The 26,516-nt window shown below is 72.7% G+C and carries 25 protein-coding genes; 10 read left to right on the forward strand and 15 right to left on the reverse strand.

Annotation, left to right across the window (positions count from 1 at the left end; translation table 11 throughout):
* Positions 1-275 precede the first annotated feature (275 nt).
* From DK412_RS01030 to glgX, 3 genes are all read right to left on the reverse strand, one after another.
* Positions 276-2,192 carry an AI-2E family transporter gene (locus DK412_RS01030; RefSeq protein WP_109970417.1) on the reverse strand — a complete coding sequence of 639 codons (1,917 nt, stop codon included), beginning with the start codon at positions 2,190-2,192 and terminating at the stop codon, positions 276-278.
* A gap of 200 nt (positions 2,193-2,392) precedes the next feature.
* Positions 2,393-2,770, reverse strand: a complete 378-nt coding sequence (locus DK412_RS01035; RefSeq protein ID WP_093569042.1) for a response regulator — start codon at positions 2,768-2,770, stop codon at positions 2,393-2,395.
* Positions 2,771-2,934: 164 nt separating this feature from the next.
* The gene (gene glgX / locus DK412_RS01040; protein WP_109974985.1) at positions 2,935-5,223 is read right to left on the reverse strand and encodes a glycogen debranching protein GlgX; all 2,289 of its coding nucleotides are present in this window, start codon (positions 5,221-5,223) and stop codon (positions 2,935-2,937) included.
* 192 nt (positions 5,224-5,415) lie between these two features.
* On the opposite strand from glgX, the gene DK412_RS01045 reads away from it, so the two are divergent.
* Positions 5,416-5,844 carry a CBS domain-containing protein gene (locus tag DK412_RS01045; protein WP_109970418.1) on the forward strand — a complete coding sequence of 143 codons (429 nt, stop codon included), beginning with the start codon at positions 5,416-5,418 and terminating at the stop codon, positions 5,842-5,844.
* Positions 5,845-5,855: 11 nt separating this feature from the next.
* Here the strand turns inward: DK412_RS01045 and DK412_RS01050 are convergent, their stop codons facing one another.
* From DK412_RS01050 to cobD, 3 genes are all read right to left on the reverse strand, one after another.
* Positions 5,856-6,140: a hypothetical protein gene (locus tag DK412_RS01050; RefSeq protein ID WP_109970419.1), complete on the reverse strand. Its 285-nt coding sequence runs from the start codon at positions 6,138-6,140 to the stop codon at positions 5,856-5,858.
* 118 nt (positions 6,141-6,258) lie between these two features.
* Complete coding sequence (locus DK412_RS01055; protein ID WP_109970420.1) at positions 6,259-7,563, reverse strand: capsule biosynthesis protein; 1,305 nt, start codon at positions 7,561-7,563, stop codon at positions 6,259-6,261.
* Positions 7,564-7,646: 83 nt separating this feature from the next.
* Positions 7,647-8,678, reverse strand: a complete 1,032-nt coding sequence (cobD, locus tag DK412_RS01060) for a threonine-phosphate decarboxylase CobD (RefSeq protein ID WP_109970421.1) — start codon at positions 8,676-8,678, stop codon at positions 7,647-7,649.
* On the opposite strand from cobD, the gene cbiB reads away from it, so the two are divergent.
* Positions 8,677-9,672: an adenosylcobinamide-phosphate synthase CbiB gene (gene cbiB, locus DK412_RS01065; protein ID WP_109970422.1), complete on the forward strand. Its 996-nt coding sequence runs from the start codon at positions 8,677-8,679 to the stop codon at positions 9,670-9,672. The two genes, cobD and cbiB, sit on opposite strands and share 2 nt — an antisense overlap.
* 181 nt (positions 9,673-9,853) lie before the next feature.
* On the opposite strand, the gene DK412_RS01070 is transcribed toward cbiB, so the two are convergent.
* From DK412_RS01070 to DK412_RS01095, 6 genes are all read right to left on the reverse strand, one after another.
* Positions 9,854-10,822 (reverse strand): HlyD family secretion protein, encoded by a 969-nt coding sequence (locus tag DK412_RS01070; RefSeq protein WP_109970423.1) that lies wholly within the window; start codon positions 10,820-10,822, stop codon positions 9,854-9,856.
* A gap of 13 nt (positions 10,823-10,835) precedes the next feature.
* On the reverse strand, positions 10,836-11,039 hold the full coding sequence (locus tag DK412_RS01075; protein WP_109970424.1) for a DUF1656 domain-containing protein: 204 nt from the start codon (positions 11,037-11,039) through the stop codon (positions 10,836-10,838).
* Entirely contained in the window at positions 11,039-13,078 is a 2,040-nt protein-coding gene (locus tag DK412_RS01080; RefSeq protein WP_109974986.1) for an FUSC family protein, read from the reverse strand. The genes DK412_RS01075 and DK412_RS01080 overlap by 1 nt, the downstream gene beginning before the upstream one ends.
* Entirely contained in the window at positions 13,075-13,572 is a 498-nt protein-coding gene (locus DK412_RS01085; protein WP_109974987.1) for a MarR family transcriptional regulator, read from the reverse strand. The genes DK412_RS01080 and DK412_RS01085 overlap by 4 nt, the downstream gene beginning before the upstream one ends.
* Positions 13,573-13,752: 180 nt before the next feature.
* Entirely contained in the window at positions 13,753-14,088 is a 336-nt protein-coding gene (locus tag DK412_RS01090) for a hypothetical protein (RefSeq protein ID WP_109970425.1), read from the reverse strand.
* 88 nt (positions 14,089-14,176) lie between these two features.
* Positions 14,177-14,422, reverse strand: a complete 246-nt coding sequence (locus DK412_RS01095) for a hypothetical protein (RefSeq protein WP_109970426.1) — start codon at positions 14,420-14,422, stop codon at positions 14,177-14,179.
* A 455-nt stretch (positions 14,423-14,877) separates the two neighbouring features.
* Between DK412_RS01095 and DK412_RS01100 the strand changes: the two genes are divergently transcribed.
* The 3 genes from DK412_RS01100 (at position 14,878) to DK412_RS01110 (ending at position 17,326) form a co-directional block, all read left to right on the forward strand.
* Complete coding sequence (locus tag DK412_RS01100; protein ID WP_109970427.1) at positions 14,878-15,831, forward strand: sugar kinase; 954 nt, start codon at positions 14,878-14,880, stop codon at positions 15,829-15,831.
* Positions 15,831-16,487: a bifunctional 4-hydroxy-2-oxoglutarate aldolase/2-dehydro-3-deoxy-phosphogluconate aldolase gene (gene eda / locus DK412_RS01105; RefSeq protein WP_109970428.1), complete on the forward strand. Its 657-nt coding sequence runs from the start codon at positions 15,831-15,833 to the stop codon at positions 16,485-16,487. Before DK412_RS01100 ends, eda begins: the two co-directional genes overlap by 1 nt.
* A gap of 206 nt (positions 16,488-16,693) precedes the next feature.
* Positions 16,694-17,326: a L,D-transpeptidase gene (locus DK412_RS01110; RefSeq protein WP_109970429.1), complete on the forward strand. Its 633-nt coding sequence runs from the start codon at positions 16,694-16,696 to the stop codon at positions 17,324-17,326.
* A gap of 284 nt (positions 17,327-17,610) precedes the next feature.
* Here the strand turns inward: DK412_RS01110 and DK412_RS01115 are convergent, their stop codons facing one another.
* Positions 17,611-18,402, reverse strand: coding sequence for a helix-turn-helix transcriptional regulator (locus DK412_RS01115; protein ID WP_109970430.1), 792 nt, complete (start codon positions 18,400-18,402; stop codon positions 17,611-17,613).
* Between the two features lie 126 nt (positions 18,403-18,528).
* Here DK412_RS01115 and DK412_RS01120 point away from each other — a divergent pair, with 126 nt between their 5' ends.
* Positions 18,529-19,848 carry a tetratricopeptide repeat protein gene (locus DK412_RS01120; RefSeq protein ID WP_109970431.1) on the forward strand — a complete coding sequence of 440 codons (1,320 nt, stop codon included), beginning with the start codon at positions 18,529-18,531 and terminating at the stop codon, positions 19,846-19,848.
* A gap of 25 nt (positions 19,849-19,873) precedes the next feature.
* Positions 19,874-21,094, forward strand: a complete 1,221-nt coding sequence (locus DK412_RS01125; protein WP_109970432.1) for an MFS transporter — start codon at positions 19,874-19,876, stop codon at positions 21,092-21,094.
* Here the strand turns inward: DK412_RS01125 and DK412_RS01130 are convergent, their stop codons facing one another.
* Positions 21,095-21,484, reverse strand: coding sequence for a DUF971 domain-containing protein (locus tag DK412_RS01130; RefSeq protein WP_109970433.1), 390 nt, complete (start codon positions 21,482-21,484; stop codon positions 21,095-21,097). It lies immediately after the preceding gene.
* Between the two features lie 107 nt (positions 21,485-21,591).
* Here DK412_RS01130 and moaA point away from each other — a divergent pair, with 107 nt between their 5' ends.
* Positions 21,592-22,641 (forward strand): GTP 3',8-cyclase MoaA, encoded by a 1,050-nt coding sequence (gene moaA / locus DK412_RS01135; RefSeq protein ID WP_109970434.1) that lies wholly within the window; start codon positions 21,592-21,594, stop codon positions 22,639-22,641.
* An 11-nt stretch (positions 22,642-22,652) separates the two neighbouring features.
* On the opposite strand, the gene DK412_RS01140 is transcribed toward moaA, so the two are convergent.
* Positions 22,653-24,389, reverse strand: a complete 1,737-nt coding sequence (locus DK412_RS01140; RefSeq protein ID WP_109970435.1) for a methyl-accepting chemotaxis protein — start codon at positions 24,387-24,389, stop codon at positions 22,653-22,655.
* A 159-nt stretch (positions 24,390-24,548) separates the two neighbouring features.
* On the opposite strand from DK412_RS01140, the gene DK412_RS01145 reads away from it, so the two are divergent.
* A complete protein-coding gene (locus DK412_RS01145; protein WP_109970436.1) occupies positions 24,549-25,349 on the forward strand; it encodes a transporter substrate-binding domain-containing protein in 801 nt (266 codons plus the stop codon).
* Between the two features lie 245 nt (positions 25,350-25,594).
* A complete protein-coding gene (locus tag DK412_RS01150) occupies positions 25,595-26,461 on the forward strand; it encodes an NAD(P)-dependent oxidoreductase (protein WP_109970437.1) in 867 nt (288 codons plus the stop codon).
* Positions 26,462-26,516 lie beyond the last annotated feature (55 nt).

Raw genomic sequence — 26,516 nt, forward strand, 5'->3', positions numbered from 1 at the left:
CAAGGTTGCAATCGCCGTCGCGGCGGTCACCGGCGGGCGAGCGGCGGTCCCGATCCGGGAAACGATTGCCACGACCGGATTTTTCCACGTCCCGGGCGCGGATGCACTTGGCTCCCTCCGCTGCAACACCGTCGCGAGGGCATAATGATGCCGGACTATGCCCTCACAGGGGTGGAAGATTCAAAGTTATGCTTACCGCCCGGGGCCGTGATCGGGGACGAGGCCCCGAGGACCCCGTCGATCGGGCCGGATGTTGCGGCTAAGCCCCGCCCCTCTCACGCCGCCTCGCGCCGCGTCTCGCGGGCCTCGCCGGCGCCGGAGAGCGCCAGGGCGGCGTCGAGGGCGTCGCTGATCGTGGTGACCAGGATGTCGGCGGAGGTCGCCCGGCGCAGGCGGTCGCGGCCTCCCGGGTCGCGCTCGCGCCAGATCGCCACCATCACCCGCACGCCGGGGATCGCCCGCCGGGCGAGGCGGGCAGCGAGGCGGATGTGCGAGGTGCTGATCGGCTCGATATAGGACAGGCAGACCAGGGCGACGCCCGCGGTGTCCGGCCGCTCGCCCTTGTTCAGGGCGTCCTGGCTGGTGGTGCGGGCGTTGAGGCCGTGATGACCGAGCACCTGGGCCAGCATGCCGGCGGCGGCGGCGTCGAACGGCCCGCGGGCCGCCACCACCAGCACCGGGGCGGGCCCGCGCCAGGCCGGCCCTAACTCCTCCGGACGGCGCACGATGGCGGTCGAGGCCCGGTCCGGCCCGAGCGCCGCCACCGCCGCCTCGGTCTCGGCGCTGCGCACCGCCGAGGCGCCTTTTCGCACCGGCAGGGTGCCGAGCGTCGTCACCACGCTCTCGATCGCCTGCCCCACCGCCTGCTGGCGGTCGGCGGCGAGGGCCCCGCTCGCCCGGTCGTTCTGGGCGAGCCGCAGGCCGCCGAGCGCGATCTCGTCGTAGTAGGTGGCGAGCGCGCGCTCCTTGAGCACCTGGCGCGCCTTGTCGATCGCCTCGAGGGGGTCGCCCGCCAGCATGCGCTGGTAGAAGATCTCGGAGGGGGCCAAGGCCGGCCGGTCGCCCAGCATCACGTCGAGGAAGGCCAGGCGCTCGACGTGGCGGCCGAGCACCACCAGGCAGACGGTGATCGGGGTGGCGAGCACCAGCCCGACCGGCCCCCACAGGAAGGTCCAGAGCGTCGCGGCCAGGATCACTGCCACCGGCGATAGGCCGGTCGAGTGGCCGTAGAGCAGGGGCTCGATCACGTGGCCGGCGATCGGCTCGACGACCGCGAAGAGGACGATCGTGGCGATCAGCATCGACCAGCCCGGATCGACCGCTGCGGCCAGCAGCAGCGGGAAGGCCATGCCGATCACCGCGCCGATATAGGGCACGAAGCGCAGGATCGCCGCGAGCACGCCCCACAGGATCGGGCTCGGCACCCCGATCAGCCACAGGCCGATCGCGATCACGATGCCGAAGGCGAGGTTGAGCCCGGCCTGGGCGAGGAAGAAGCGCGACAGGCGCGCCACCGCGTCGTCCATCGCCGCCGTGGTGGCGCGCAGGTCGCCGGAGCCGGCGAGCCGGATCGCGCGGTTGCGCAGGTCCTCGCGCTGGGCGAGGAAGAACAGGGTGAAGAGCAGGATCAGCCCGACCGTGGCGAGCGGGTGCAGCACCGGTGCCACGACGCTGCCGAGGGTCGTGAGCAGCCCGGCCTTCGGCTCGCGCACCTCGACCAGCATCGGTTTCTCGGTGTCGGCCGGACCGCGCGGCTTGGCGGGCTCCGGCGGCTGGAGGTCCTGGCTCAGGTCCTGCACCGCCTGGAACAAGCGCTCCAGGGTGGCGCCGCCGCCGGCCTGGGCGCGTAAGGAGCCGATCTTCTCGCGCATCGTCACGGTGTAGCGCGGCAGGTCCGCGGCGAGCTGCGACGCCTCGTTGGCGATCAGGAGCCCGAGCCCCCCGATTCCCGCGAAGGTCGCCAGCACCACGACCAGCACGGCGAGCGAGCGCGGCAGGCGCCGGCGCTGCAGGCCCCTCACCGCCGGCGCCAGCACGAAGCTGAGGAGCACCGCGAGCGTGATCGGCATCAGCACGTCGCGCCCGAGGGACAGGATCGCGCCGCTCGCCAGCACCAGGAGGCAGGCCGCCAGCGCCGTGAAGACCGGCATCGCGTCGCGCAGGCGGCGCGCCGTCACGGGATCGTCGATCATCGGCCTCTCTAACCCTTCATGCCGTCGCGTCGACGCGAGGGCGTCCGGCGCGTCGGCGCCGGTCTTCGTTCGGACTTCTGGAAGCACTCTCCGACGGAGCGGACGCCGGTTCGTCGCGGAAAATGCGGCAAAATCAAAGATCTAGAGCACGATCCGATCGCAACGTGACGGGGTCGTGCTCCAGTCGGCGCCGCCGGCGCTCAGGGAGCGGACGGCGTGCCGAGGGCGGCGCCGATCTGGGTCAGGAGCTTCGAGAAGTCGACGGGCTTCGGGTGGTAGTCGTCGCAGCCGGCCTGGATCACCTTCTCGCGGTCGCCCGACATGGCGTGGGCGGTGAGCGCGATGATCGGGATCCGGGCGGTCTCGGCGTCGGACTTGAGCGCGCGCGCCGCCGACCATCCGTCGAGCACCGGCAGGTTCATGTCGAGCAGGATGATGTCGGGCCGGCTGGTGCGGGCCTTCATCACGCCCTCCTCGCCGTCATGGGCGAGCACCACCTCGTAGCCCCGCCGCTTGAGCCGCCGGGAGAGGAAATCCCAGATTTCCTCATGGTCCTCGACGAGAAGGATCTTCGCCACCGCCCCCACTCCACGCTCGCGCGAGACGGCGCCGGCGGCCGGTCCGGCCGCCCGCTCGCCATCGCGCCTGTTCGACAGGCCCTCATACACGCCCGTCCCCGCTGAGGCAGGGGACGGACGCGGTCTCTCGGGCCCAACTCAAAGTGGGCAGGCCCGCCCGGATGTCACCCCTCGTGCGGCAACCCGAACGCGACGCACTCGGATTCCGCCCGCTCGAAGGCCTGGATCACGTGCTGGTAGGAGCGCCAGGTCTCGCTGGCATGGTCCAGGTCGGTGGGGCGCAGCACGAACATCAGCATCGAGCGGCCGGTGACCGCGTAGGTGTCGCCGACGGCGAACCGGGCGAGATCCTGGGTGTCGGGCAGGTTGGTGTCGAGCACCCGCATCCAGGCATCGCCCCCCACCACCTCCGGCAGGGTGAACTCCACCACGTCGTGATAGGCGTTGAAGAGCAGCATCAGGGTCGCCTCGCCCCCGCGCCGGTGAATGCCGCTCGTCTGCGCCCGGCCGTCGAGAACCACGGCGAGCGAGCGGGCGCCGCCGTCGTTCCAGTTCTCCGGGGTCATCTCGGTCCCGGCCGGGGTGAGCCAGTTCACGTCCTTGACGCCGAGCTCGGCGTCGTAGGCCCCGGTGAGGAAGCGCCCGCGGCTCAGCATCGGCAATGACCGGCGCAGGATCAGCAGGCGCTGGGTGAACTCCGCCAGGTCCCGCTCGTCCTCGCCGATCCCCTCCCAGTCGATCCAGGAGATCTCGTTGTCCTGGCAATAGGCGTTGTTGTTGCCCTTCTGCGTGCGGGCGAACTCGTCGCCGGCGAGCAGCATCGGGGTTCCGCGCGACAGGAGCAGGGTCGCCAGCAGGTTGCGCATCTGGCGCAGGCGCACGGCCTTGATCTCGGGATCGTCGGTCGGTCCCTCGGCGCCGTAATTGTACGAGAGATTGTGGGAGTGGCCGTCCCGGTTGTCCTCGCCGTTCGCCGTATTGTGCTTCTCGTTGTACGAGACCGTGTCGGCGAGGGTGAAGCCGTCATGGGCGGTGATGAAGTTCACCGAGGCCCAGGGGCGCCGGCCGCGCTTGTTGAACTTGTCGGCCGAGCCGGTGAGGCGGGAGGCGAGCGCCGGCAAGAGGCCCTCGTCGCCCTTCCAGTAGCCGCGCACCTCGTCCCGGAAACGGTCGTTCCACTCGGCCCAGCCGGGCGGGAAGCCGCCGACCTGGTAGCCGCCCGGGCCGCAATCCCACGGCTCGGCGATCAGCTTGACCGAGGAGAGCACCGGGTCCTGGCGGCAGGAATCGAGGAAGCCGCCGCCCTCGTCGAAGCCGTAGGGCTCGCGGCCGAGGATCGTCGCGAGGTCGAAGCGGAAGCCGTCGACCCGCATCTCGGTCGCCCAGTAGCGCAAGGAATCGGTCACCATCTGCAGCACCCGCGGATGCGAGAGGTTGACGGTGTTCCCCGTGCCGGTGTCGTTGATGTAGTAGCGCTTCTGGTCCGGCAGCAGCCGGTAGTACGAGGCGTTGTCGATGCCCTTGAACGACAGGGTCGGCCCCTTCTCGTTGCCCTCGGCGGTGTGGTTGTAGACCACGTCGAGGATCACCTCGAGGCCGGCGCCGTGCATGCGCGCCACCATCTCCTTGAACTCGGAGAAGGCGAAGTCCGGCACCGCGGCGTAGCGGCGGGCGGGGGCGAAGAATGAGAGGGTGTTGTACCCCCAGTAGTTCACCAGGTCCTTCTCGAGCAGGTAGCTGTCGTTGACGAAGGAGTGGATCGGCAAGAGCTCGACCGAGGTGACGCCGAGGCTGCGGATGTATTCCAGCACCTCAGGCGTGCCGAGGCCCGCATAGGTGCCGCGCAGGCGCTCGGGCACCGCCGGGTGCAGCTTTGTGAAACCCTTGACGTGGGTCTCGTAGAAGACCGTCTTGTCCCACGGCACGTTCGGCTTCTGGTCGCGGCCCCAGGTGAAAGCGGGATCGATCACCCGGCACTTGCGGGTGAAGGGGGCGCTGTCGCGGGTGTCGAAGGTGGTGTCGTCGCCGCTCTCCATCACGTAGCCGAACAAAGCCGGGTTCCAGGTGACGGAACCGACCAGCGCCTTGGCGTAGGGGTCGAGGAGCAGCTTGTTCGGGTTGAAGCGGTGGCCGGCCTCCGGCTCGTAGGGGCCGTGGACCCGGTAACCGTAGATCGTGCCGGGGCGGGCGTCCGGCAGGTAGCCGTGCCAGACCTCATCGGTGTATTCGGGCAGCTCGATCCGCTCGATCTCGGTCTCGCCGGAATCGTCGAACAGGCACAGCTCGACCTTGGTGGCGTGCGCGGAGAACAGCGCGAAGTTGACGCCGAGGCCGTCCCAGCTGGCGCCCAGGGGAAAGGGCTGGCCCTCGCTGATGCGCGAGACGGGCGAGGTGCGCCGGGCGAGGGGCGAGGCCGCCGGGGTCTCCGGGGCGGGCTTGGACGTGATTTCCATGTTCATAGGGGCGTTCGACGATCCCGGAGGCGAGAAGCCTGACTGTGGGCTGAACGCGCCGGCCCTCGCCCAAGCTCCCGTCCCTTCGTCAAAATTTCACCGGTGCAATTTTACCGGCGGGAATCGCGCCGCGATCCGGAGCCGCGGGCGCCGCCGCGGGTTGCCGGGATGCCGGGGTGACGAGGAGACACGATGAGCGCGACGGTCGCGGACGTGATGAGCAGGGACGTGGAGTTCATCCCCGGCGAGGCGCCGGTGCAGGAGGCCGCGGTGCTGATGGGCGAGCTCGATGTCGGCGCCCTGCCGGTCGGCACGGCGGACGCCCTCGACGGCGTGATCACCGACCGGGACATCCTCTACCGGGTGGTCGCGAAGGGGCTCGATCCGGGCAGCCTGCGGATCAGCGAGGTGCTGTCGCGCCCGGTCGTGTCCTGTACCGAGACCGATCCCCTGCGCACCGCCCTCGACCTGATGGCCGCCCACCACGTCCGGCGCCTGCCGGTGCGGGATGCGGGCGGGCGCGTGACCGGCTGGATCACCCTGGCGGACCTGTCGCGGGCGCTGCTGCTCGGCGGCGACGCACTCCAGACCTCGCTCAAGCGCCTGACCGAGGAGGCGTGAGCGCCGTCCTGCTACGGATCGGCCGCGGCGGCGGCGGCGTTGGCCGCCGCGTTGGCGCGCTCGGCCTCCAGGATGGTCTGGCGGGCGAGGTAGCGGGTGACCAGCGCCTCGACGTCGCGGATGGTCTCCTCGACGAGGTGTTCCTGGAGCCGGGCGCGGGGATCCTCGGGCTGCAGGTTCTCGCGCTCCTGCAGCCGGCGCATGGCCTGCTTGACCACCTGGTAGACCGCTTCGCGCTCTTCGCGGCTCATCGCCGGGGAGACGGCCCGGGCGACCAGGTCGGTGAAATCGGACATCGGGGTACTGCTCGTCCTGACGCGTCGCGGGCGCTCCGTGACGGCGCTCCAGCCCGCCTCATCGCACGGCCTGCGCCGGAACCGAAGGCCCGGGCGGGGTCCGCCTTCGGAACCGGCCTTACATGTTGTGGTCCTTGACGCCGGCGATGAGCAGGCTGCTGCAGCCCCAGATCACCAGGAAGGCGAAGAAGGCGACGAACAGGCTGTGCCCGCGCATCGGCACGGTGGAGAGCTCGGGCCGGCTCGGCGGCATGAAGATCGCGAGGTAGACGTGCTGGCGATTCGCCGCCACCCGGGCCCGATCGAGCATCTGGGTGGCGGAGTCGTTCAGCTTCTCGGCGATGGTGCGCTCGACCATCAGCCCCTCGTATTCCAGGATCGCCTCCGAGACGGACCGGCCGCCGACCGCCATCCCGTAGTTGGTCAGCGAGTCTTCGAGCTGCTTGATCTGCTGGTTGGTGGCGTTGAGGCTCGCCACGATGGTCTGGATCGAGCGCGACTTCTCGTCGAGGCCGGAGCCGCGCAGCACCTGCAGGTCGTTCTCCGACTTGATCTTGTCCTTGCGCAAGGAGAGCAGGGTGGTCATCGTCGCCTCGGCCGACTTGGCCGGATCGATGATGCCCCAGCGGTTGCGGAACTCGCGCAGGGAGAGGTGGGCCTTGCGCATCCGCTCCTCGCTCGCCGCCAGGTCGTCCTTGCTGTGCCGGAGCATGTCCTGCTGCGCACGGGACGAGATCGCGTTGATCAGCGCCTCGGCGCGGGCCATGATGTGGCGGCTGATCGCCAGGGCGTCCTCGGGCGTGAAGGCCTGCACCGTCAGGGTCAATATGCCGGAGACGAGGTCGATATGGACATCGACGTGCTTGCGCCAGTACTTCAGCAGAGTCTCGATCGGCTTGTCGCCGGAATAGCGCGTCCAGAAGTCGGCCTCGTCGCGGGTGAACATCCGGACGATGTCAAGCTCTTTCTGGGCGCTCTCCAGCATCGGCTGACTCTGGATGTAGTCTCGGACGATGTAGCTGTCCTGGCTGTTGTTCTTCTGGATTAGCGAGGAGAACTCGCCGAGCGCGACGTTGCCCATCGGCTCGACCTCGCCGCGGACGGCGAAGCGGGTCTCGACCACGTACTGGTCGGCGGCGAAGACGAACAGGTAGACCCCGACCACCGCCGTCGGCAGCAGCACGAAGAGGCCGATGCTGCGGATCAGCCGGGCCACGACCCGGTTCTGGGTGCCGGCGGCGGGCAGGAGCGGGACGCGGGTCCAGCGCAGCGGGTTGAGGAGCGCCGGCAGCCGGCCCCGGGGTCCCTCGGGGGAGATCGGCTCGACCGTCTCGGCGTTGCGGCGCAGGTCGGGCACGGTGCGCCGCGCGAACGCGATCATGCTGCCGAGCCTGTCGCGCCGTTTGACCTCGTCCGCGTCCATACTGCCTGATTCCTCGTGCGGCACCCGGCCGCCTGCGTGACCCCGACGGCCAGGCTCATCGGATGCTGCGGTTTTCGGCCTTTTTAATGGCGCCTCACCGCGCGCAGGGCGGCGGCGAGGCGGGCCCAGGCCGCTTCGTCGGGCGGCAGGCCGAAGCGCAGCCGCGCCGGCGACGCCTCGAACCGGCGCACGAAGATCCCGGCGCGGCCGAGCTGCGCGAACAGGCTCGCGGAATCGGGCATGGAGTCGGGCATGGAATCGGGAAAGTCGGCGGTGCGGAACAGGCACGTGCCGCCGACGATCCGGCCGCCGGCTTGCGCGAGCAGCGCGTCGAGCCGGGCCGCGTCGCGGCCCCGCGCGGCGGTCGCCTCCCGCCGCCAGGCGGCGTCCGTGAGCGCATGGCGGCCGACCGCGATCGCCGGCCCCGACACCGCCCAGGGGCCGATCCCGCGGCGCAACCTTCCGATCAGGGGCTCTGCCGCCACGGCGAAGCCGAGGCGCAGGCCGGCGAGGCCGTAGGTCTTGCCGAAGGAGCGCAGCACCAGGCAGCCGGGCGGCGGCGGCCCGCACAGGCTCTCCACTGGTTCGAGATCCGCGAAGGCCTCGTCGACCACGAGCCAGCCGCCGCGTTCCGCGAGCCGGGCGGAGGCCGCCGCGAGCTCGCGGGCCGGGATCACCCGCCCGTCCGGGTTGTTCGGGTTGACCGCCACGACCACGTCGGCCGCCAAATCGAGGTCCGGTACCGTCGCGACCGCGTGCCCGGCCCGGGCCCAGGCCGCGGCGTGCTCGGCGTAGGTCGGGCCGAGGACCGCGACGCGGCCGGGCGGCCGCAGCCGCGGGATCAGGTCGATCAAGGCCTGCGTGCCGGGGGCGGCGACGACGTGGGCCGGATCCGCGCCGTAGGCCTGCGCCGCGGCGTCCTCGAGGGAGGCGAGGTCGGCCCGCGCCGGCAGCCGCGTGAAGGCGCTGGCCTCCAGGGCCGGCCACGGATAGGGGATCGGGTTGATCCCCGTCGACAGGTCGATCCAGGGCTCGGGGGCCTGCGGGAAGAGCCGGCGGGCCTCGCCGAGGTCGCCCCCGTGCCGGATCGCCCCTTCCTCGCCTTCGCTCGCCATGACCGCCCTGCTGCACCCGCCCGACAGCCTCCCGGTGCTCGTCCTCGCCCTCGCGGTGGAGGCCGTGCTCGGCTATCCGGACCGCCTCTACAGGCTGGCCGGCCACCCTGTCACCTGGATCGGCGCCCTGATCGCCGCCCTCGACCGCCGCCTCAACCGCGAGGGCGATCCCGGTGGGCGCCGGCGCGCCGCCGGGGTGCTGGCGCTGCTCCTCGTCCTCGCGGCGACCGGCGTCGCGGCGTCTGGTCTCGCGCTCGCCTGCGGGGCGCTCGGGCTGCTGCCCGGCGTCATCCTCTGCGCCTTGCTCGCCGCGAGCCTGCCGGCCCAGCGCAGCCTGCACGACCACGTCGCCCGGGTGGCGCAGGACCTCGACCGCGACGGCCTCTCCGGCGGGCGCGAAGCGGTGGCGATGATCGTCGGACGCAACCCCGAGACCCTCGACGAGGCCGCGCTCTGCCGCGCCGCGATCGAGAGCCTGGCCGAGAACTTTTCCGACGGCATCGTGGCGCCGGCCGTCTGGCTCGGCGTCGGCGGCCTGCCCGGGGGCGCGCTCTACAAGGCGATCAACACCGCCGACAGCATGATCGGCCACCGCACGCCCCGCCACGAGGCCTTCGGCTGGGCCGCCGCCCGCCTCGACGACTTCGTCAACCTGCCGGCCTCGCGCCTCACCGCCGGGCTCGTCATCGGCGCTGCCGCCCTCACCCCGGGGGCCAGCGCCCGGGAGGCGCTCGCGGCGGTCCGGCGCGATGCCGGCCGCCACCGCTCGCCCAATGCCGGCTGGCCGGAGGCCGCGATGGCGGGAGCGCTCGGTCTTCGCCTCGCGGGTCCCCGGGTCTACGGCACCACGCGGGTCGAGGATGCCTGGATGGGATCGGGACGGCCCGAGGTCGATGCCGCCGACATCCGGCGGGCGCTCACGCTGTACCGGCGGGCCTGCGGGCTGCTGTGGGGACTGGCGGTGGGGCTGGCCGGTCTCGCGCTGGCGGTGTGAGACGATTTCCGAATCGATCGTTCGAAAATCGTCTCAGGCCATTGAAAAGACAACCGTTATCCCTTTTGCGGCCGGGACCGGCCGCGAAAGGGATAATCGTCTCCGCCAGCGCCGGACGACCGGCGCGAGATCCCTGTCCCGGCCGGGGCGAGCGTGCGGGCGGGTAGCAGGCCGCGCGGCGTCAGCTCCGGCGCGCCGGCAGCGTGGCCTTCAGCGCCTCCCAGCCGTCGCGCAGGCCGAGATGGCGCAGGCCTTCGAACGGCCGGACCTCCGGCCGCTCGCCGCGTGGATGCACCACCACGGTGGCGGTGCGCCCGACGGTGAGGCGGTCGCGGTCGACGGTGGAATCGAGGGCGATCCGCACCGGCACGCGCTGGGCGAGGCGCACCCAGGCGAAGGTCGGGTTGACGTTGGCGAGCAGCGACGAGCCGGCGCTGCGCTCCCGGTCCTCGATGCCGGCGGCAACGCTCTCGACCGTGCCGGTGACGTCGCGATCCTCGCCCATCAGCCGCACGGTGACCGGGTCGCCGGGATGGATGCGGTCGAGCTTCGTCTCCTCGAAATAGCCCTGGACGTGCAGGGTATCGCCGTCGACGAGGGCCATCACCGCCTTGCCGACCCCCACATAGGCGCCGGGGCGCAGCTCGAGGTTGCTGATCCGTCCGTTGACCGAGGCGCGGACCTCGGAGCGGTCGAGGTTGAGCCGGGCGAGGTCGCGGTCGGCCACGGCCTGGTCGTAGGCGGCCCGGGCGCTCTGCTCGGCGGCGAGCGTCGCCTCCAGCTTCTGCTGCGACACGACGTTGTCGCTGAGCTGGCGGTAACGGGCCAGATCCGCCTCGGCCTGGACCAGGTTCGCCTTGCGGCCGGCCACCACGGCCTCGGCCTGCCGCAAGGCCAGGGCGAAGCGGTCGGGGTCGATGCGGAACAGCACGTCGCCGCGCTTGACCCGCTGGTTGTCCCGCACCTCGACGTCGCGGACCAGCCCCGAGACGTCGGGGGCGACGCCCACGACCTCCGCCCGCACCCGCCCGTCGCGGGTCCAGGGGGCCTCGAGGTAGTAGTCCCAGAGCGCCGTTCCGACGAGGATGGCGAGCGCCAGCATGGCGGCGGTGACGGCGAAGCGGCCGAGGAAGGCGAGCGCGCGGGTCATTGTTTTCAAGTCTTCAGGTCAGGCGGCCGGCGAGCGACACGACGACGCCGAGGCACACGAGGGTGAGGCAGAGGTCGAAGAGCGGCCGGTGCCAGACCAGCCGGTAGAGCCCGAGCGCGCCGATCAGCCGGCGCAGAACGAGGCTGACCAGGACAGCGACGAGGGCCCAGACCAGCAGGGCCGGCACGAAGACGCCGTAGAGATCGATGTCGGTCATCAGGCGGCCTCCCGCGCCGGCAGGACGGCGCCGGGCGGCGGCGCCTCGGGAAACAGGGCGCGGCGCAGGCCGACGAGGCCCAGCAGCGCGTCGCGCCGGCCGGGGCCCTCGGCATCCCCGACGCTCGCGAGCGCCGCGTCGATGCGGCGGAGCAGGTCGTCCGAGGCCGGGCCGCGCGGCCCCTCGTAATGGCCCGCCACCCCGTCGAGAGCGTCATCGAGGGGGGCGACCGCTCCGGGCGGCAGACCGTGGCGGGCACGCCGCAGGGAGACGAGGTTCATGCCGACCCGGAGCGCCGCCAGGGTGTCGATCCGGGGCAGATCGCTGTCGGGCCCGGCGGCTGCCAGCCGCGGCACCAGGAGGCCGAGGCGGTCGAGCATCAGGTGGGCGAAGGCGGCCCGGTCGCCGTGCCCGCGCCGGCGCGCCGCCCGGGCGAGGTCGGCGCGGCTCGCCGCCACCAGCCGGCGGGCGCCGTGCTCGGCGCCGACCGAGCGCACCAGCCGCGTCACGATCGCGGCGAGCCAGATGCCGCCGACGAGGGCGATGCTCGAATTGACGTATCCGCCGAATTCCGAGGTGTAACGGTCCTGGATCGCCAGGAGGGCGTTGCCGTTGACGCCGAGCGCCAGGCCCACCGGCATCGTCTTCGGGATCGTCATCAGCAGGCCGCACAGGATCAGCAGCGGGGCCAGCACGAGCGCCAGGCTGACGAAATCGTGCACCAGCGGCATCACGCCGAACAGGAGCACGCCGATCGCGGCGGCGGCGATGCCGGTCCAGGTGGCGAAGCTCAGGATCGCCGGGGCCGGATCGTCCTGGGTCGCGAACAGGCAGCACAGCACCGCGCCCATCATCGCCGCGGTGGCGCCGTCGGGCCAGGCGGTGGCGATCCACAAAGCCACGCAGGCGACGATGCCGAGGAACACGCCGAGGGCGGAGCGCAGCGCCATGCCGTGGTCGCGGTGGCGCGGCGCGCGGCCGCCGAACTCGCCCGCATAGGCCAGCGGCTCGCGCAGGCGGCCGTCGCCGCGCGCGATCCCGTCCTGCAGCGCCCGGCAGTCCCGACCGATCGCCACCAATTCGCGCAGGCGGTCGATCAGGCTCGCCCGCACCAGGGCGGACCAGGATCCGTGAGAGGACGCGGGCGAGGGGAGCGGACGGTCGGCGGCCTCGATGCGGGCGAGGAGCGCGTCGGCCTCGACGGCGGGAGCGCCGGCCGCCGACCACGCCTCGACGTCGGCGAGCAGGCGGCGCAGATCCGGCGTGAGGCCGGACAGGCCGTCAAGCGCCGCGATCCGGTCGGCGAGGGAGGAGAGGACCGGCAGCAGCATCAGCATCCGGCCGCGCAGGAGCTGCACCAGCGGCACCGCCCGGCTCTGGGCCGAGGTGTCGTAAGCGAGATGCGTCGAGAGCGCGTCGATCTCCGCCGCTTCCGCCGCGAGGCGCAGACGCCGCACCCGGGTGGCCGGTTCCTCGCCGGCCCGCGAGAGCACGTCGCCGGTCCAGCGCCCCGCCTCCTTGAGCCAGGCGCCGACCCGGGCGGCGAGGACCGGGCCGACGGGCTCAGGCAGAACGAGGCTCGCGACCAGCGAGGCGCAGAGGATCCCGAGGGTGATCTCCTCCGCCCGCGACACCGCGGTGTCGAAGATGGTCTCCGGGCTCGTCACCGCCGGAAAGCCGATCAGCGCCGCGGTGTAGCCGGCGAGCATGAACAGGTAGGCCCGCGGCGAGCGGTCGAGGAGCGAGAGGTAGAGGCAGCCGGCGGTCCACAGCGCCAGGGCGAGCGTCAGCACCTCCGGGGCGTTGACGAGCGGCGGCACCAGGACGACCGCCATCGCGACGCCGATCAGCGTGCCGACCACCCGGTACAGGGCCTTCGAGCGGGTGGCGCCGGAGAGCGGCTGCATGGTGATGTAGACGGTCGCCATCGCCCAGTAGGGCCGCGGCAGGTCGACCCAGAGCGCGATGCCGAGGGCGAGCAGCGCCGCCCCGCTGACCTTGAGGGCGAACAGCCATTGGCGCCAGCCGGGCAGCATCAGGCGCGTCCTCCGGCGGCCGGGCGGGCCACAAGCGCGTCCTCGGGCCCGCAGGTCAGGCTCGCGCCGCGCGGGCCCTCGGCCCGGAGCGCGCGCAGAACGGTGAGGGCCGCCCGCAGGTCGTCGTCGCCGACAGGGGCGAAGACCGCCTCGCGCAAGGTGTCGAACCGTGCCTCGATCGCCGTCGCGCGGGCCCGGCCCTCCGCCGTCAGGTGCAGCACCTTGGCGCGGCGGTCGGTCGGGTCCTCCCGGCGGGTGACGAGGCCGGCCTCGCAGAGCTGGTCGAGGAGGCGCACCAGGCTCGGCCCCTCGACGCCGAGCGCGTCGGCCAGCGTCGTCTGGCGCAGGTCGCCGCCGAGCCGCCCGATCAGCAGCAGCGGCAGCGCCGTCGCCTCGGTCAGCCCGTAGGCGGTCACGACCTCGTCGGCGGCCCGGCGCCAGACGCGCCCGGCCTGGAGCAGGGTCAGGGTGAGGGATTGCAGGAGGTCGCGTCGCATCGCCGCCAGTCGGGCCGCGTCTTGCGGACCGATCCTTGATCGGCCTCATAGATAGGATGCTAACGATCCGAGCTGAAGCGCGGAGGGCGCGGGCCGGCCATGCGCGTGAGGGAGAGATGCAAGACTTTCAGGATCGACTGCCCGGGTCCCTGCTATTTGGCGGTGGCTACTCGGCAGCGGCTACTTGGCGGCGGCGTCGCGGTCGGGGGCCCAATCGAGCTCGACCACGGATTTTCCGTCCTCGCGGTTGTAGCGCAAGGCGGTGTGCCGCATCGCCCGCAAGGCCGCGGCGTCGTCGGCCCGGGGGCACTGGACGGGATCGTGGGGGCGCTTGGTCCGGTCGAGCATGCGCCCGAAGGCGGCGTCGAGGGCCGGCATCGCCGAGACGGTCGAGAACGGGGTCGACAGGTAGACGGTGCCGGACGGGGCGCGGGCGAGGCAGTAGCGCCAGTCGGCGGCGGCCGGATTGGCCACCAGAACGACGCCGATCACGGCGCCCGGAAGCAGGGCTCTCATCGAAGCGGGACTCTCGGAACGGGCCTCGGGGCCGTCCCGATGCGCGGCGCTTGCGGCGCCAGCAAGGCGCGGCAAAGCGCGGGACGTGTCAGGCCGGAACCAGGCCCGGTGCGGGGGCCTCGATCTCCTCGGCGTCGAGGCTCACGCTCCAGACCCGGGCGCCGTCCTCGGTGACGAGCCAGGCCTCGCCGGTCCCGTCGCCGAAGACCTCGTCGGCCCGTCCGAGCACCCGGGCGGCGGCGTGGCGCACCGTCGGCGCCTCGATCGACAGGTGGTGGAGCGGGAGGGCCTCGCGTCGGTCGCGGGAGGCGGAGAGCAGGCGATAGACGGGCATACGAGCGAACTCCGAGAGACGAGGGGGGTCTGGCGATCCCGGATGTCTGGCGTGATCGGCGGCTGCCTTGTGGTGTCGAACCGTTCCCCACGCCCCAGGTTCCGGCCAGGCCGGTACGGGGAGCGTCGGACGATCGTCCGCGGCGGGCTCAGACCGCCGCGGGCACGTCGCTGTGATCGCCCACAGGCGACGTTGGGTCAACGCTTGTAGCGTCATCTCCGGAAGGTTCAAGAGTTAACTCAGGGAAAATCGCGCCGGGGCGGCCGAGGCGCGCAGCCGTTGACACGGCCCCTCTCCTCCCCCTTGTGGGGAGGGAAGAAAGCCCGCCTCCGCAACGTCCTGGTCAGAGGGACCTTGGCCATGCATGAGACCTTGGCCATGAGACCCTGGCCATGAGACCCTGGCCCCGGGACGAAGCGTCGATCCGCCGGCACAGGGGGAGAGGAACGAACACGATGACGACGAGGGTCGCCTGCATCGGCGAGTGCATGATGGAGCTGTCGGAGCGGCCCGACGGCAGCCTCTCGCGCGGCTACGGCGGCGATACGCTGAACACCGCGCTCTACCTCGCCCGGCTCGGCGTCGCGGTCGATTACGTGACGGCGCTCGGCGACGATCCGTGGAGCGAGGAGATGCTGGCGGCCTGGGCCGCCGAAGGGGTCGGCACCGGGCAGGTGCGGCGCCTGCCCGGGCGGATGCCGGGGCTCTACATCATCCGCACCGACGCCTCCGGCGAGCGCAGCTTCCATTACTGGCGCGACAGCGCCGCCGCCCGCGACCTCTTCTCCGGCCCCGGCGCCGCGGAGACGCGGGACGCCCTGGCGGGCTACGACCTCGTCTACGCGTCGGGCATCAGCCTGTCGCTCTACGGCGAGGCCGGGCGGGCGGCGCTCGCCGAGACCTGCCGGGCGGTCCAGGCCCGGGGCGGGCGGGTCGCCTTCGACACCAACTACCGGCCCCGCGGCTGGCCCGACAAGGCGAAGGCGCAAGGCGCCTTCCGCGACGCGATGGCGGCGGCCGACCTGATCTTCGCCTCCAGCGAAGACCTCGAATGGCTGTACGGGCGCGACGGCGAGGCGGAGGTGCTGCGCCACCACGGCCGCTGCGAGATCGTGCTGAAGGGCGGCGGCTCGCCGCCGAGCGTGCGGGTGCTCGCCGGCACCGAGGACGTCACGGTGCCGGCCCCGCCCGTGGCGTCGGTCGTCGACACCACCGCGGCGGGCGACAGCTTCGCGGCGGCCTACATGGCGGCCCGCCTCGCCGGCAGGCCGCCCGCCGAGGCCGCCTCTCACGGCCACCGCCTCGCCGGCACCGTGATCGCCCATCGCGGCGCCGTGATCCCCCGGGCGGCGATGCCCGACCTGCCGCTCGCCACGGATTCTCTTGCAACCGAACAGGGACGCCCGTGATGACCGAGACCCGCTCGACCGAGACCCGCGCCCAGCGCCTCGACGCGCTCCTCGCCGCCTCCCCGGTGATTCCCGTCATCACCGTGCCGGAGCTCGCCCACGCGGTGCCGCTCGCCCGTGCCCTGGTGGCTGGCGGCATCACCACCCTGGAGATCACCCTGCGCACGCCGGTGGCCCGCGACGCCGCCAAGGCGATCATGGACGAGGTGCCCGAGGCGGTGGTGGGCCTCGGCACGGTGCTGAATCCGGCCGACCTCGAGACCGCCCACGCCATCGGCGCCCGCTTCGCGCTCAGCCCGGGGGCGACGCCGGAGCTGCTGCGGGCGGCCGCGGCCAGCGACATGGTGTTCATGCCCGGCATCGCCACGCCCTCCGACCTGATGCAGGTGCTGGCCGCCGGCTTCACGGTGGCGAAGTTCTTCCCCGCCGTGCCGGCGGGCGGCATGGCGGCGCTGAAGGCGCTGGGCGGGCCGTTCCCGCAGGCCCGGTTCTGCCCGACCGGCGGCATCGGCGAGGCCGACGCCAAGGCCTGGCTCGCCCTGCCGAATGTCGCGGCGGTGGGCGGCTCGTGGCTGGCGCCGGAGGCCGAGATCCGCGCCGGCCAGTTTTCCGCCATCACCGAGCGGGCCCGCCGCACCCTCGCGGCCTTGCAGTAACACGCCAGAAACGTGTCCGCGCCGCCACGGTGTGGCGCGGGCACAACGCCGCTTTCGCAACCGCGAAGCTGCGCCGGATTTAAGCTTGGCTTTGGGACGTGGGCGTTTACGGCTTGGCCATTGGTTCCGCCGTACGGTGCCGGTCGCGTTCGCACCGACCTTCCCCGCGCTTTCCCCGCCGAGTTTTCTTTAGCCAAGAGGCTTCCATGCGCCGCTTCGTCCCCGCCCTGGCCGGGCTGGTCTGCGCCGTCACCGCCTGGGCGGCGCCCGCCGCCGCCTACGAGATCGACCCGCTCACCCGCCAGCCCCTCGACCAGCCGCTCACCGTGACGGTGCGGTCCCCCGCCGCGGCCGCGGCCTCCGTCGATCCCCTCGACGCCTCGGTGCCGAAGCTGAGCCCGATCCCGCGCGAGACGGTGGCCTATTCCGGTCCCTACGGCGCCGGCACCATCGTGGTCTCGACCGGCGAGCGCCGCCTGTACTACGTGCTCGGCAACGGCCAGGCCCTGCGCTACGGCGTCGGCGTCGGCCGCCCGGGCTTCACCTGGGGCGGCGTGCAGACCATCTCGATGAAGCGCGAGTGGCCCGATTGGCGCCCGCCGGCCCAGATGATCCGCCGCCGGCCCGACCTGCCGCGCTACATGAAGGGCGGCCCGGAGAACCCGCTCGGCGCCCGCGCGATGTATCTCGGCGGCTCGCTCTACCGCATCCACGGCTCGAACGAGCCCGAGACCATCGGCACCGCCGTCTCCTCCGGCTGCATCCGGATGACCAACGACGACGTGATGGACCTGTACACCCGCGCCAAGGTCGGCACGAAGGTGATCGTGCAGCGCTGAAGCGCCGTGGCATCGTCTTGATGGGTGAAGAGGCCGGCCTTGTGCCGGCCTTTTCCATTTTATAGTGCTCAATGCTCGAAAAACTTGGCGCGGGATCCCCTCTCCCGTTTGGGAGAGGGGTAGGGGCGATCGAAGATCGCGCGAGGGTGGAGACGGTGCCGGACGAAACTTCGACCGTTCCGCTGCCAGCACCACGCTCAGAGCTTCACATTGAAGCGCGCCACCCTCACCCCTGACCCCTCTCCCGCACGGGAGAGGGGAAAAGCGCTAAACATCTCAGCAACTTAGCACATCCCCGCCGACCGCCCGCGCATGTAGGCCTGCGGCGCGCAGCCCATGTCGCTCCGGAACGCGTAGACGAAGGCCGAGGTCGATCCGTAGCCCAGCGCCAGCGCGGTCCGGGTCACGTCGAGCCCGCCGCCCATCAGCTCGATCGCCTTGAACAGCCGCAGGCGCCGGCGCCAGGAGCGCAGGCTCATGCCGAGCTCGGCCTCGAAGCGGCGGGCCAGCGTGCGGCCCGACAGGCCGAGCGCCCGGCCCCATTCCTCCGGGCCCCGGGCATCGGCCGGCTCGGCGTAGAGCGCCTCGCACAGCTCGGTCAGCGGGCCGCCGCGCGGCCAGGGCAGCGCTCCCGGGAGCGGCGCGGCGCGGCGGAGCTGGTCGAGGATCAGGCCGGCGACCCGGCCCGCATAGCCGTCGGAATCGTCCTGCCCGTCGATGGCGGCGGCCTCGACGATGAGCGCCTGGAGCAGGGCCGAGACGCCGAACACCGTCGGATCCTCGGGTAGCCCGCGCCCGGCCGCGTCGGCGATCCACAGGCTGCGGAACTCGGCGCCGAGCAGCGAGCCGACCCGGTGCCGGTGCCCGGTCGGCAGCCACACCGCCTGCTCGGGCGAGATCACGAAGGAGCGCCCGGCCACCGACACCGTCAGCACCCCCGAGATGGCGTAGACGACCTGGTGCCAGGGATGGGCGTGCTCGGGGAAGGAGTGGCGCGCCGGGATGGCTTGCGCCCGCACCGTCAGCGAAAGCGGCGGCCGCGAGCCGGGCGGCGTCTCGATCGTCTCCCACCGCATGCGGGGCTCCAGATTGGCGGCCAGTCTACACGGAGTGGCGCCCCGTCGAAATACGGACAGCCGGTGCTCCGGTATGCAGGAGAAGAATTCTGCTGCCGCAGGCCTTCATCAGAGAAGAACGCCATCATGGGCCACCACGACCGCCGCGGCCTGCCCCTCTCGACCCGCTCCGACCTCGCCGCCGAGCGCTACCGTGCCGGTGTCGACCTCCTGCTCGCCGCCTGGCCGGGCGCCGCGGACGCCCTCGACGCGGCGATCGCGGAGGATCCCGGCTTCGCCCTGGCGCACGCCGCCCGGGCCCGCCTGCACGCGATGCGCACCGAATCGCGCGCGGCGCGGGCCTGCATCACGATGGCCGCGGAATGCGTGGCGCGGGGCGGGACCGAGCGGGAGCGCAGCCACGTCGCGGTCCTGTCGCTCGCGATCGACGGCCAGTCGGAGGCAGCGCTGGCACGGGCGCTGGCCCATGCCGAATCCTGGCCGGGGGACGCCCTGATCCTGTCGCTGCCGCTGGGCGCCTTCGGGCTCCTGGCCTTCTCCGGCCGGGCCGACCACGACCAAGCCCGGGTCGATCTCTGCGAGCGCCACGCCCACGCCTACGAGGCGGACGATTGGTGGTTCACGACCTATCGCGGCTGGGCCCACACCGAGAACGGCGCCGTCGCCCGCGGGCGGGCGCTCGCCGAGCAGGGTTTCGCCCTGCGGCGCGAGAACGCCAACGGCGCCCACGCCCTCTCGCACGCCCTGTTCGAGGACGGGGCCGGCCCCGAGGCCGAGGCGCTGATCGCCGGGTGGCTGCCGGGTTACGACCGCTCGGGCATCCTGCACGGCCACATCGCCTGGCACGCGGCGCTCGCGGCCTTGGAGCGCGGCGATCCGGACGGGGCGCTGGCGATCTACGCGGACCACGTCCGACCCGGGGCGACGGCAGGCCTGTCGCTCAACGTGATCACCGACACGGTCTCGCTGCTCTGGCGGCTCGACGCCTATGGGCACGTGGTCCCGGCCGGCCTGTGGGACGAGGTCCGGGCCTATGCCGCCCCGTACTTTGCGCGTGCGGGCTTCGGCTTCGCCGACGCGCATATGGGCCTGCTCGCCGCTGCGACCGGCGACCGCGCGGCGGCGCAAGCCCGCATCGACGCGCTCACCGGCCTCGTCGAGGCGGGGACGCTGGCGGCGGGACCGGTGGTGCCGGCGATCTGCCGCGCCGCCCTCGCCTTCGCGGAGGAGGATTACGGTGCTTGCGCGCGGATCCTCGAACCGGTCGCCGCCGAGGTCGTGCGCATCGGCGGCAGCGGCGCCCAGCGCGAGGTGATCGAGGACACGCTCCTCGTCGCCCTGATGCGCGCCGGCGAGACCGCGAAGGCCCGCACCCTCCTCGACCGGCGCCTCCACCGCCGCCCCTCGCCGCGCGACGCGCGCTGGCAGGCCGCGCTCACCGCCTGACGACGACACCCTGACGAGACGAGAGATGTCCAACCCCGCCGCCGCCCTCCCCAGCAACTCCGTCCGCGCCGAGACCGGCACCGGCAACGTCCTGCGCCTCGCGCTGGCCCAGGCGCTCGCCGGCGCCAACTCGGTCGTGGTCTACGCCACCGGCGCGGTGATCGGCAGCCAGCTGGCGCCGAGCCCCGCCCTCGCCACCCTGCCGATCTCGATCTTCGTCGTCGGCATGGCCGCCTGCACCCTGCCGGCCGGGCGCATCGCCCGGGCCTATGGCCGCCGCACGGCGTTCCTGGCCGGTACGGGGAGCGGCGTGCTCGTCGGGCTCATCGCGGCGCTCGCGGTCGTCCTGTCGTCGTTCTGGCTGTTCTGCGTCGCGACCTTCTTCGGCGGCGCCTACGCCGCCGTGGTGCTGTCGTTCCGCTTCGCCGCCGCCGATTGCGTCGCGCCGGCGCGGCGGCCGCGGGCGCTCTCCGCCGTCATGGCCGGCGGGGTCTTCGCCGGAATCATCGGGCCGCAGCTCGTCAGCCACACCATGTCGCTGTGGCCGGCCCATGCCTTCGCCGCCACCTTCCTGGCGCAAGGAGCGGTGGCGCTCCTGTCGGCCGCCGTGCTCATGGGCGTACGGCTGCCGGGGCCGACGCCAGCCGACCTCTCCGGCGGGCGCCCGCTCTCCGAGATCGCCCGCCAGCCCCGCTTCGTCACCGCGGTCCTGTGCGGGGTGGTGTCCTACCTCCTGATGAACTTCCTGATGACCGCCGCGCCGCTGGCGATGCACCTGTGCGGCTTCACGCAGGACGACGCCAATCTCGGCCTGCAATGGCACGTCATCGCCATGTACGCGCCGAGCTTCTTCACCGGGCGGCTGATCGCGCGGTTCGGCGCCTCGCGCGTCGTGGCGGCGGGGCTGTCGCTCACGGCGGTGGCGGCCTTCGTCGGGCTGTCGGGGCTGGACCTCGCCCATTTCTGGGCCTTCCTGGTCCTGCTCGGGCTCGGCTGGAACTTCGGCTTCGTCGGCGCCTCCGCGATGGTGCTCGAGTGCCACCGGCCGGAGGAGCGGACCCGGGTGCAGTCGCTCAACGACTTCGTGGTGTTCGGCACGATGGCGGTCGGGTCGTTCTCCTCCGGCGGGCTGCTCGCCCGCTACGGCTGGGACGTGGTGCTGTGGGTGTCGTTCGCGCCGCTGGCCGTCGCGGTCGCGGCGCTCAGCCTGTCGGCGGCGTCGCGGCCGGTGCGTGCGGCGGGCTGATCAACGCCGCTTCGCCGGCTCCCGGCTCAAACCTCGCGCCGCCAGCTCCTCCTCGTAGCGGGCGAACCGCGTCGCCTGCTCCTCGCCGAGGCGGCGCAGGAAGTCGAAGGCGTAGATCCCGGTATCGTGCATGTCGTCGAAGGTGAGCTTGACGGCGTAGTTGCCGACCGGGGCCACCGCCAGGATCTCGACTTCGCGCTTGGCCGGCAGCCACTTGCGCTCGGAGGGCGCGTGGCCCTGGACCTCGGCCGAGGGAGACTCGACCCGCAGGTACTCCGCCGGCAGGGCATAGGCCGCGCCGCTGGCGAAGGCGACGTGGAGCGTGCGCTTGTCGCGCGACAGCCGGATCTCGGTCGGCCAATCGGCCTGGTCCGCCGCTTCATCGGTCATGGGTTGCGTCTCCCTCGCCTCTGGCACAACTTGCCCGGGGTCTTCCGAGCGCTCATATGCAGGCCGACACCCGGCCGCCAGAGCCGCGTCCCGAGGATAATGTTCGCATGTGGGGTCCCCGTACCGACGATCCGATGCCGGCCGTGCCCGTGCCGGCACGGCCGGCGCCGCTGATCGATCCGTTCCAGCGCGCGATCACCTACCTGCGCGTCTCGGTGACCGATCGCTGCGACCTGCGCTGCGTCTACTGCATGTCCGAGGACATGACGTTCCTGCCCAAGCGCGACCTGCTCACGCTGGAGGAGCTGGACCGGGTCTGCTCGGTCTTCGTCGAGCGCGGCGTGCGCAAGCTGCGGATCACCGGCGGCGAACCGCTGGTGCGCCGGGACATCATGCGGCTCTTTCGCAACCTCTCGCGCCACCTCGCCTCCGGGGCGCTGGAGGAGATGACGCTCACCACCAACGGCACGCGCCTGCGCCAGCACGCCGCCGAGCTGGCGGATCTCGGCATGCGCCGGATCAACGTCTCGCTCGACACGCTCGACCCGCAAAAATTCCGGGCGATCACCCGGCGCGGCGACCTCGACACGGTGCTCGACGGCATCGCGGCGGCGCGCGAGGCGGGGCTCAAGGTCAAGATCAACGCCGTGGCGCTCAAAGGCGTCAACGAGGACGAGATCCCGTCGATGCTCGCCTGGGCCCACGGGCTCGGCATGGAGATGACGCTGATCGAGGTGATGCCGCTCGGCGACATCGAGCCGGACCGCGTCGACCAGTTCCTGCCGCTCTCGGTGGTGCGCGAGCGCCTGTCGGAGCGCCTCACCCTCACCCCGCTCCCCGACCGCACCGGCGGTCCCGCCCGCTACGTGCGCGTGGAGGAGACCGGCGGGCGCCTCGGCTTCATCACGCCGCTCACGCACAATTTCTGCGAGAGCTGCAACCGGGTGCGCCTGACCTGCACCGGCCAGCTCTACATGTGTCTCGGCCAGGAAGACGCCGCCGACCTGCGGGCGGCGCTCCGCGCCTCCCCCGACGACGCGGTGGTGGCCGAGGCGATCAGGGAAGCGATCACCCGCAAGCCGAAGGGCCACGACTTCGTCATCGCGCGCGCGGCGAAGCCGGCGGTGCCGCGGCACATGAGCACGACGGGGGGCTGAGGCCCCCTCACTCAGATCCGAAACCCCATCCGCAACGCCCCCCAGTGCCGGCCATGCACCCGGATCGGGCTCGACACCTCGCGCAGGGGCTGGCGGCCGGCCTCGTCCTGCGGGCAGGCCTGGACCAGGAAGGCCCGGGTCGAGCGGGCGGCGGACAGACCGATGCGGTCGTCGTAGAGCCGGCGATGGCGGGCGTGGAGGGCGTTCCAGGCCGGGTCGCCGGCCCGCGGCGCCTGGGCCTGGGCGCGGTTGTGCACCGGGGCGTAGCCGTTGCGGTCGACCGCGATGCAGAATGCCGTGCGCGCATCGGCGAGCAGCAGCGGTTCGAGGATCGGCGGCAGGATGTCCTCGAGCGCCGGCACCGCGGCGGTGAGGTAGTGCGGCGGCTCGATGCCGGCGACCGGGCGGTAGGTGGTGTCGAACAGGGCGTGATGGGCGAGCCGGCCCGCGGCCAGCGCCTGCTCCAGGGCCGCGCCGACCGACGCGGCCCCGCCCAGAGCCGCCGCGATCAGCGGCCGGTTCTCCTCCTCGATCGCCATCAGGGCGTCGCGCATCCGCGATTCCGACACGGCATCACCGAGCGCGCAATGCAGGCCGCGCGGGCTCGCGCCGACCACCCGCACCTGCATCCGGCCGATGCCGCGCAGGTCGAGGGAGAGCCGGGCGCCGATGGCCGCGCCGCAGCCCTCGGGCGGGGTCAGGAGCAGGCCGCCCCGGCTCAGGTCGAGCACGCGCCCGAGGCCCCAATTGCCGACTCGCGCCGCGAGGTCGACCGGATAGCGGTCGTGCACCCGCCGGTCGCCGATCTCCGCCTGGCGCAGGGACGCGACGGTGCGCCCGGCGAGCCCCCCGGCGAGACCGGCGACGCCCGCGCCGACGGATCGTGCCGCCTCCATGCGCCGGGCCGCCTCGCCGGCGGCAGCCGTCGCCAGGGCGGCCTCCCGGCCGAGAGCGTCGGTGACCTCGGCGAGGTCCCGGGCTCCGTCGGCCAGGCGCCGGGCGGAGGCGGCTTGCGCCTCGGCCGCCGAACCGGTGGTGGCGAAGGCCGGGCGCAGACAGGCGAGCGAGGTCGCGACGCTGCCCATCGCCACCGCTCCGGGGCCGGAGAGGCGGCGGCTCAAGGCGCGCACCTCCTCCACCGCCCGGGCGGCATCGGCCGACAGCAGCTTGAATTCCTCCGCCGCCTGCCAGAGCGGCCCGCCCCCCACCCCGGCGCGCGCCGCCTCGACGGTGGCGTTGAGGGCGAGGCGGTTGGCCTGCCGCGCCAGGGTCGCCACCGCCTCGACGACGCGGGCGGCCTCCTGAGCGGCGCCCGCCATCTCGGCCTCGAGCACCCGGCTCTGCTGGTCGGTGCGGTCCAGGTGGCGGCCGGCCTGGACCAGCACGCCGGCGAGCCCGTCGGCCTCCGCCGCGAGGGTCCCGGCGTCGGCGCTAAGCGCGCGGCCGCGCGCTCCCGCGGCGTCGGCCCGGGCTCCCAGGCCGTCGAGGCCGCGGGTGAGGGCGGCGGCGTCCGCGGCCGCCGCTTCGGTCTCGGCGCAGCCGTCCCGGGCGGCGACGCCGACGGCGCGGGCGGCCCGGACCAGCTCCGCCTCGACCCGGTCGACGGCGTCGCGCCCGGCCCGGCCGGCATCGCGCCCGGATCCCTCGACCGGCCCCTCGATCGCCGGCCCGACGGGGAGCGGCGGCAGGATCTCGACCGCGTCGGCACGGTCGCGGGACGGGTGGGGCGGGCGGAAGCTCAGGCGCATGGCCGGATCAGAGCGCGCCGCGCTTAAAGGCCGGTTAACCCTGACGAAGCGTCACCGCCGCCGGTGCGGGCCCGACGCGCGAGTTGCGCCGGCGGGCGTGGCCGTGGCAGGGTCCGGCCCCGTTCGATCCGTCACCTTGCCACGAGAGACCGCCGCCGGATGAGCCGCCTGCTCTCCCGCCTCCTGCTCCTGTCGCTGCTGGCCGCCGGGCCGGCCCTCGCCGAGGACACCCCGGCCGCTCAGCAGGCCCCCGCCCCTCTCCCCTCCCCCGTGCGCATCGCCACCGAGGGCGGCCACCCGCCGTTCAACTACGTCGAGGACGGCAAGCCGGCGGGGTTCGAGGTCGAGCTGGCCCAGGCCCTGTGCGCGGAAGCCAAGCTCACCTGCACCCTCGTGCTCCACCAGTGGGACGGCATCATCAAGGGCCTGGAGGCCGGCGAGTACGACGCCATCATGGCGGCGATGGCGATCACCCCGAAGCGCGCCGCCCGCATCGCCTTCACCCGTCCCTATCTCCGGATCCCCTTCGCCTACGTGGCGCGGCGGGACACCTCGCTGCCAACCCTCAGCCCGGCGCTCCTGCGGGGCCGCACGATCGGCGTCGCGGCGCACGGGCCGCAGGTCGCCTTCCTGGAGCAGCGGGTGCCGGGCGCCGAGATCCGCACCTTCGACAGTCTCGCCGACGCGACCCTCGACCTCCGTGCCGGCCGGGTCGACGTCGTGCTCGGCGACAAGCTCGACCTCGCGACCTTCCTCAGCAGGCCCGAGGGCGAGGCCTGCTGCCGATTCGTCGGCGACGTGCCGGCGGGCGAACCGCTCCTCGGCGAGGGATTCGGGATCGGCCTGCGCAAGGGCGACGGCGCGTTGCGCGCGGCGTTCGAGCGGGCGCTCGCGGCGCTCGTCGCCGACGGGCGCTACGACCGCATCCGGGCGAAGTTCATCCCGTTCGACACGAAGTGAGACGAGATCCGGAAGGAATCTTCCGGATCTCGTCTCACAAGCCGGCGCGGCGCCTGAGCGAAGCCGATTTCCGCATCGCGAAAGCGATTGCGTAGCAATCGCCGAGCGATCAATCGGAGATCGTATGACGCTCCTCTCCGCGAACGATCCCGGTCGTGGAGGGGGCGAACCGGTTTGACGGGCGGCGGGCCGGCTCACTACACCGGGGGCCGATCGCCGGGACAACGGCGTGGGAGGATGAACGCATGGCAAAGGTCGCGTTTCTGGGTCTCGGCGTGATGGGTGGCCCGATGGCCCGGCACCTCGCCGCCAAGGGCCACGACGTCACGGTCTACAACCGCACCAAGGCCAAGGCGGATGCCTGGGTCCAGGCTCACGGCGGCAAGGCCGCGGCGACGCCCCGCGAGGCGGCGGAAGGCCAGGAGATCGTCTTCGCCTGCGTTGGCAACGACGACGACCTGCGCTCGGTCACGACCGGGCCGGACGGGGCCTTTTCGGCGATGGGCAAGGGCACGGTCTTCGTCGACCACACCACCGCCTCGGCGGAAGTCGCCCGCGAGCTGTCGGCGGCCGCGGAGAAGGCCGGCTTCGGCTTCATCGACGCACCGGTCTCCGGCGGCCAGGCCGGCGCGGAGAACGGCGTGCTCACGGTGATGTGCGGCGGTGAGTCCGAGACCTTCGCCCGGGTCGAGCCGGTGATCGCCTCTTACGCCCGCGCCTGCCGGCTGCTCGGCCCCGTCGGCGCCGGCCAGCTCGCCAAGATGATGAACCAGATCTGCATCGCCGGCCTGGTCCAGGGCCTGTCGGAGGCGGTGCATTTCGGCAAGCAGGCCGGGCTCGACATCGAGGCGGTGCTCGACGTGATCTCCAAGGGCGCCGCCGGCTCCTGGCAGATGGAGAACCGCGGCAAGACCATGAACGAGGGCAAGTTCGATTTCGGCTTCGCCGTCGACTGGATGCGCAAGGACCTCTCGATCGTGCTGGCGGAAGCCCGCAGCAACAAGGCGAAGCTGCCGGTGACGGCTTTGGTCGACCAGTTCTACGCCGAGGTGCAGAGCATGGGCGGCGGGCGCTGGGACACGTCGAGCCTGATTGCGCGACTGGAGAAGTAAGAGCGCGGCCGCTACCGCACTTTCGATGACAAGACGTAGCTCTCTCCCCTCTCCC

The sequence above is a fragment of the Methylobacterium sp. 17Sr1-1 genome, assembly GCF_003173775.1.
Lineage (GTDB): Bacteria > Pseudomonadota > Alphaproteobacteria > Rhizobiales > Beijerinckiaceae > Methylobacterium.

What these genes read in the sequence shown, in the direction of transcription:
- DK412_RS01030 (WP_109970417.1), bottom strand. Translation starts at nt 2,192, where the DNA reads ATGATCGACGATCCCGTGACGGCGCGCCGCCTGCGCGACGCGATGCCG.
- glgX (WP_109974985.1), bottom strand. Translation starts at nt 5,223, where the DNA reads ATGGAAATCACGTCCAAGCCCGCCCCGGAGACCCCGGCGGCCTCGCCC.
- DK412_RS01045 (WP_109970418.1), top strand. Translation starts at nt 5,416, where the DNA reads ATGAGCGCGACGGTCGCGGACGTGATGAGCAGGGACGTGGAGTTCATC.
- DK412_RS01050 (WP_109970419.1), bottom strand. Translation starts at nt 6,140, where the DNA reads ATGTCCGATTTCACCGACCTGGTCGCCCGGGCCGTCTCCCCGGCGATG.
- DK412_RS01055 (WP_109970420.1), bottom strand. Translation starts at nt 7,563, where the DNA reads ATGGACGCGGACGAGGTCAAACGGCGCGACAGGCTCGGCAGCATGATC.
- cbiB (WP_109970422.1), top strand. Translation starts at nt 8,677, where the DNA reads ATGACCGCCCTGCTGCACCCGCCCGACAGCCTCCCGGTGCTCGTCCTC.
- cobD (WP_109970421.1), bottom strand. Translation starts at nt 8,678, where the DNA reads ATGGCGAGCGAAGGCGAGGAAGGGGCGATCCGGCACGGGGGCGACCTC.
- DK412_RS01070 (WP_109970423.1), bottom strand. Translation starts at nt 10,822, where the DNA reads ATGACCCGCGCGCTCGCCTTCCTCGGCCGCTTCGCCGTCACCGCCGCC.
- DK412_RS01075 (WP_109970424.1), bottom strand. Translation starts at nt 11,039, where the DNA reads ATGACCGACATCGATCTCTACGGCGTCTTCGTGCCGGCCCTGCTGGTC.
- DK412_RS01085 (WP_109974987.1), bottom strand. Translation starts at nt 13,572, where the DNA reads ATGCGACGCGACCTCCTGCAATCCCTCACCCTGACCCTGCTCCAGGCC.
- DK412_RS01090 (WP_109970425.1), bottom strand. Translation starts at nt 14,088, where the DNA reads ATGAGAGCCCTGCTTCCGGGCGCCGTGATCGGCGTCGTTCTGGTGGCC.
- DK412_RS01095 (WP_109970426.1), bottom strand. Translation starts at nt 14,422, where the DNA reads ATGCCCGTCTATCGCCTGCTCTCCGCCTCCCGCGACCGACGCGAGGCC.
- DK412_RS01100 (WP_109970427.1), top strand. Translation starts at nt 14,878, where the DNA reads ATGACGACGAGGGTCGCCTGCATCGGCGAGTGCATGATGGAGCTGTCG.
- eda (WP_109970428.1), top strand. Translation starts at nt 15,831, where the DNA reads ATGACCGAGACCCGCTCGACCGAGACCCGCGCCCAGCGCCTCGACGCG.
- DK412_RS01110 (WP_109970429.1), top strand. Translation starts at nt 16,694, where the DNA reads ATGCGCCGCTTCGTCCCCGCCCTGGCCGGGCTGGTCTGCGCCGTCACC.
- DK412_RS01115 (WP_109970430.1), bottom strand. Translation starts at nt 18,402, where the DNA reads ATGCGGTGGGAGACGATCGAGACGCCGCCCGGCTCGCGGCCGCCGCTT.
- DK412_RS01120 (WP_109970431.1), top strand. Translation starts at nt 18,529, where the DNA reads ATGGGCCACCACGACCGCCGCGGCCTGCCCCTCTCGACCCGCTCCGAC.
- DK412_RS01125 (WP_109970432.1), top strand. Translation starts at nt 19,874, where the DNA reads ATGTCCAACCCCGCCGCCGCCCTCCCCAGCAACTCCGTCCGCGCCGAG.
- DK412_RS01130 (WP_109970433.1), bottom strand. Translation starts at nt 21,484, where the DNA reads ATGACCGATGAAGCGGCGGACCAGGCCGATTGGCCGACCGAGATCCGG.
- moaA (WP_109970434.1), top strand. Translation starts at nt 21,592, where the DNA reads ATGTGGGGTCCCCGTACCGACGATCCGATGCCGGCCGTGCCCGTGCCG.
- DK412_RS01140 (WP_109970435.1), bottom strand. Translation starts at nt 24,389, where the DNA reads ATGCGCCTGAGCTTCCGCCCGCCCCACCCGTCCCGCGACCGTGCCGAC.
- DK412_RS01145 (WP_109970436.1), top strand. Translation starts at nt 24,549, where the DNA reads ATGAGCCGCCTGCTCTCCCGCCTCCTGCTCCTGTCGCTGCTGGCCGCC.
- DK412_RS01150 (WP_109970437.1), top strand. Translation starts at nt 25,595, where the DNA reads ATGGCAAAGGTCGCGTTTCTGGGTCTCGGCGTGATGGGTGGCCCGATG.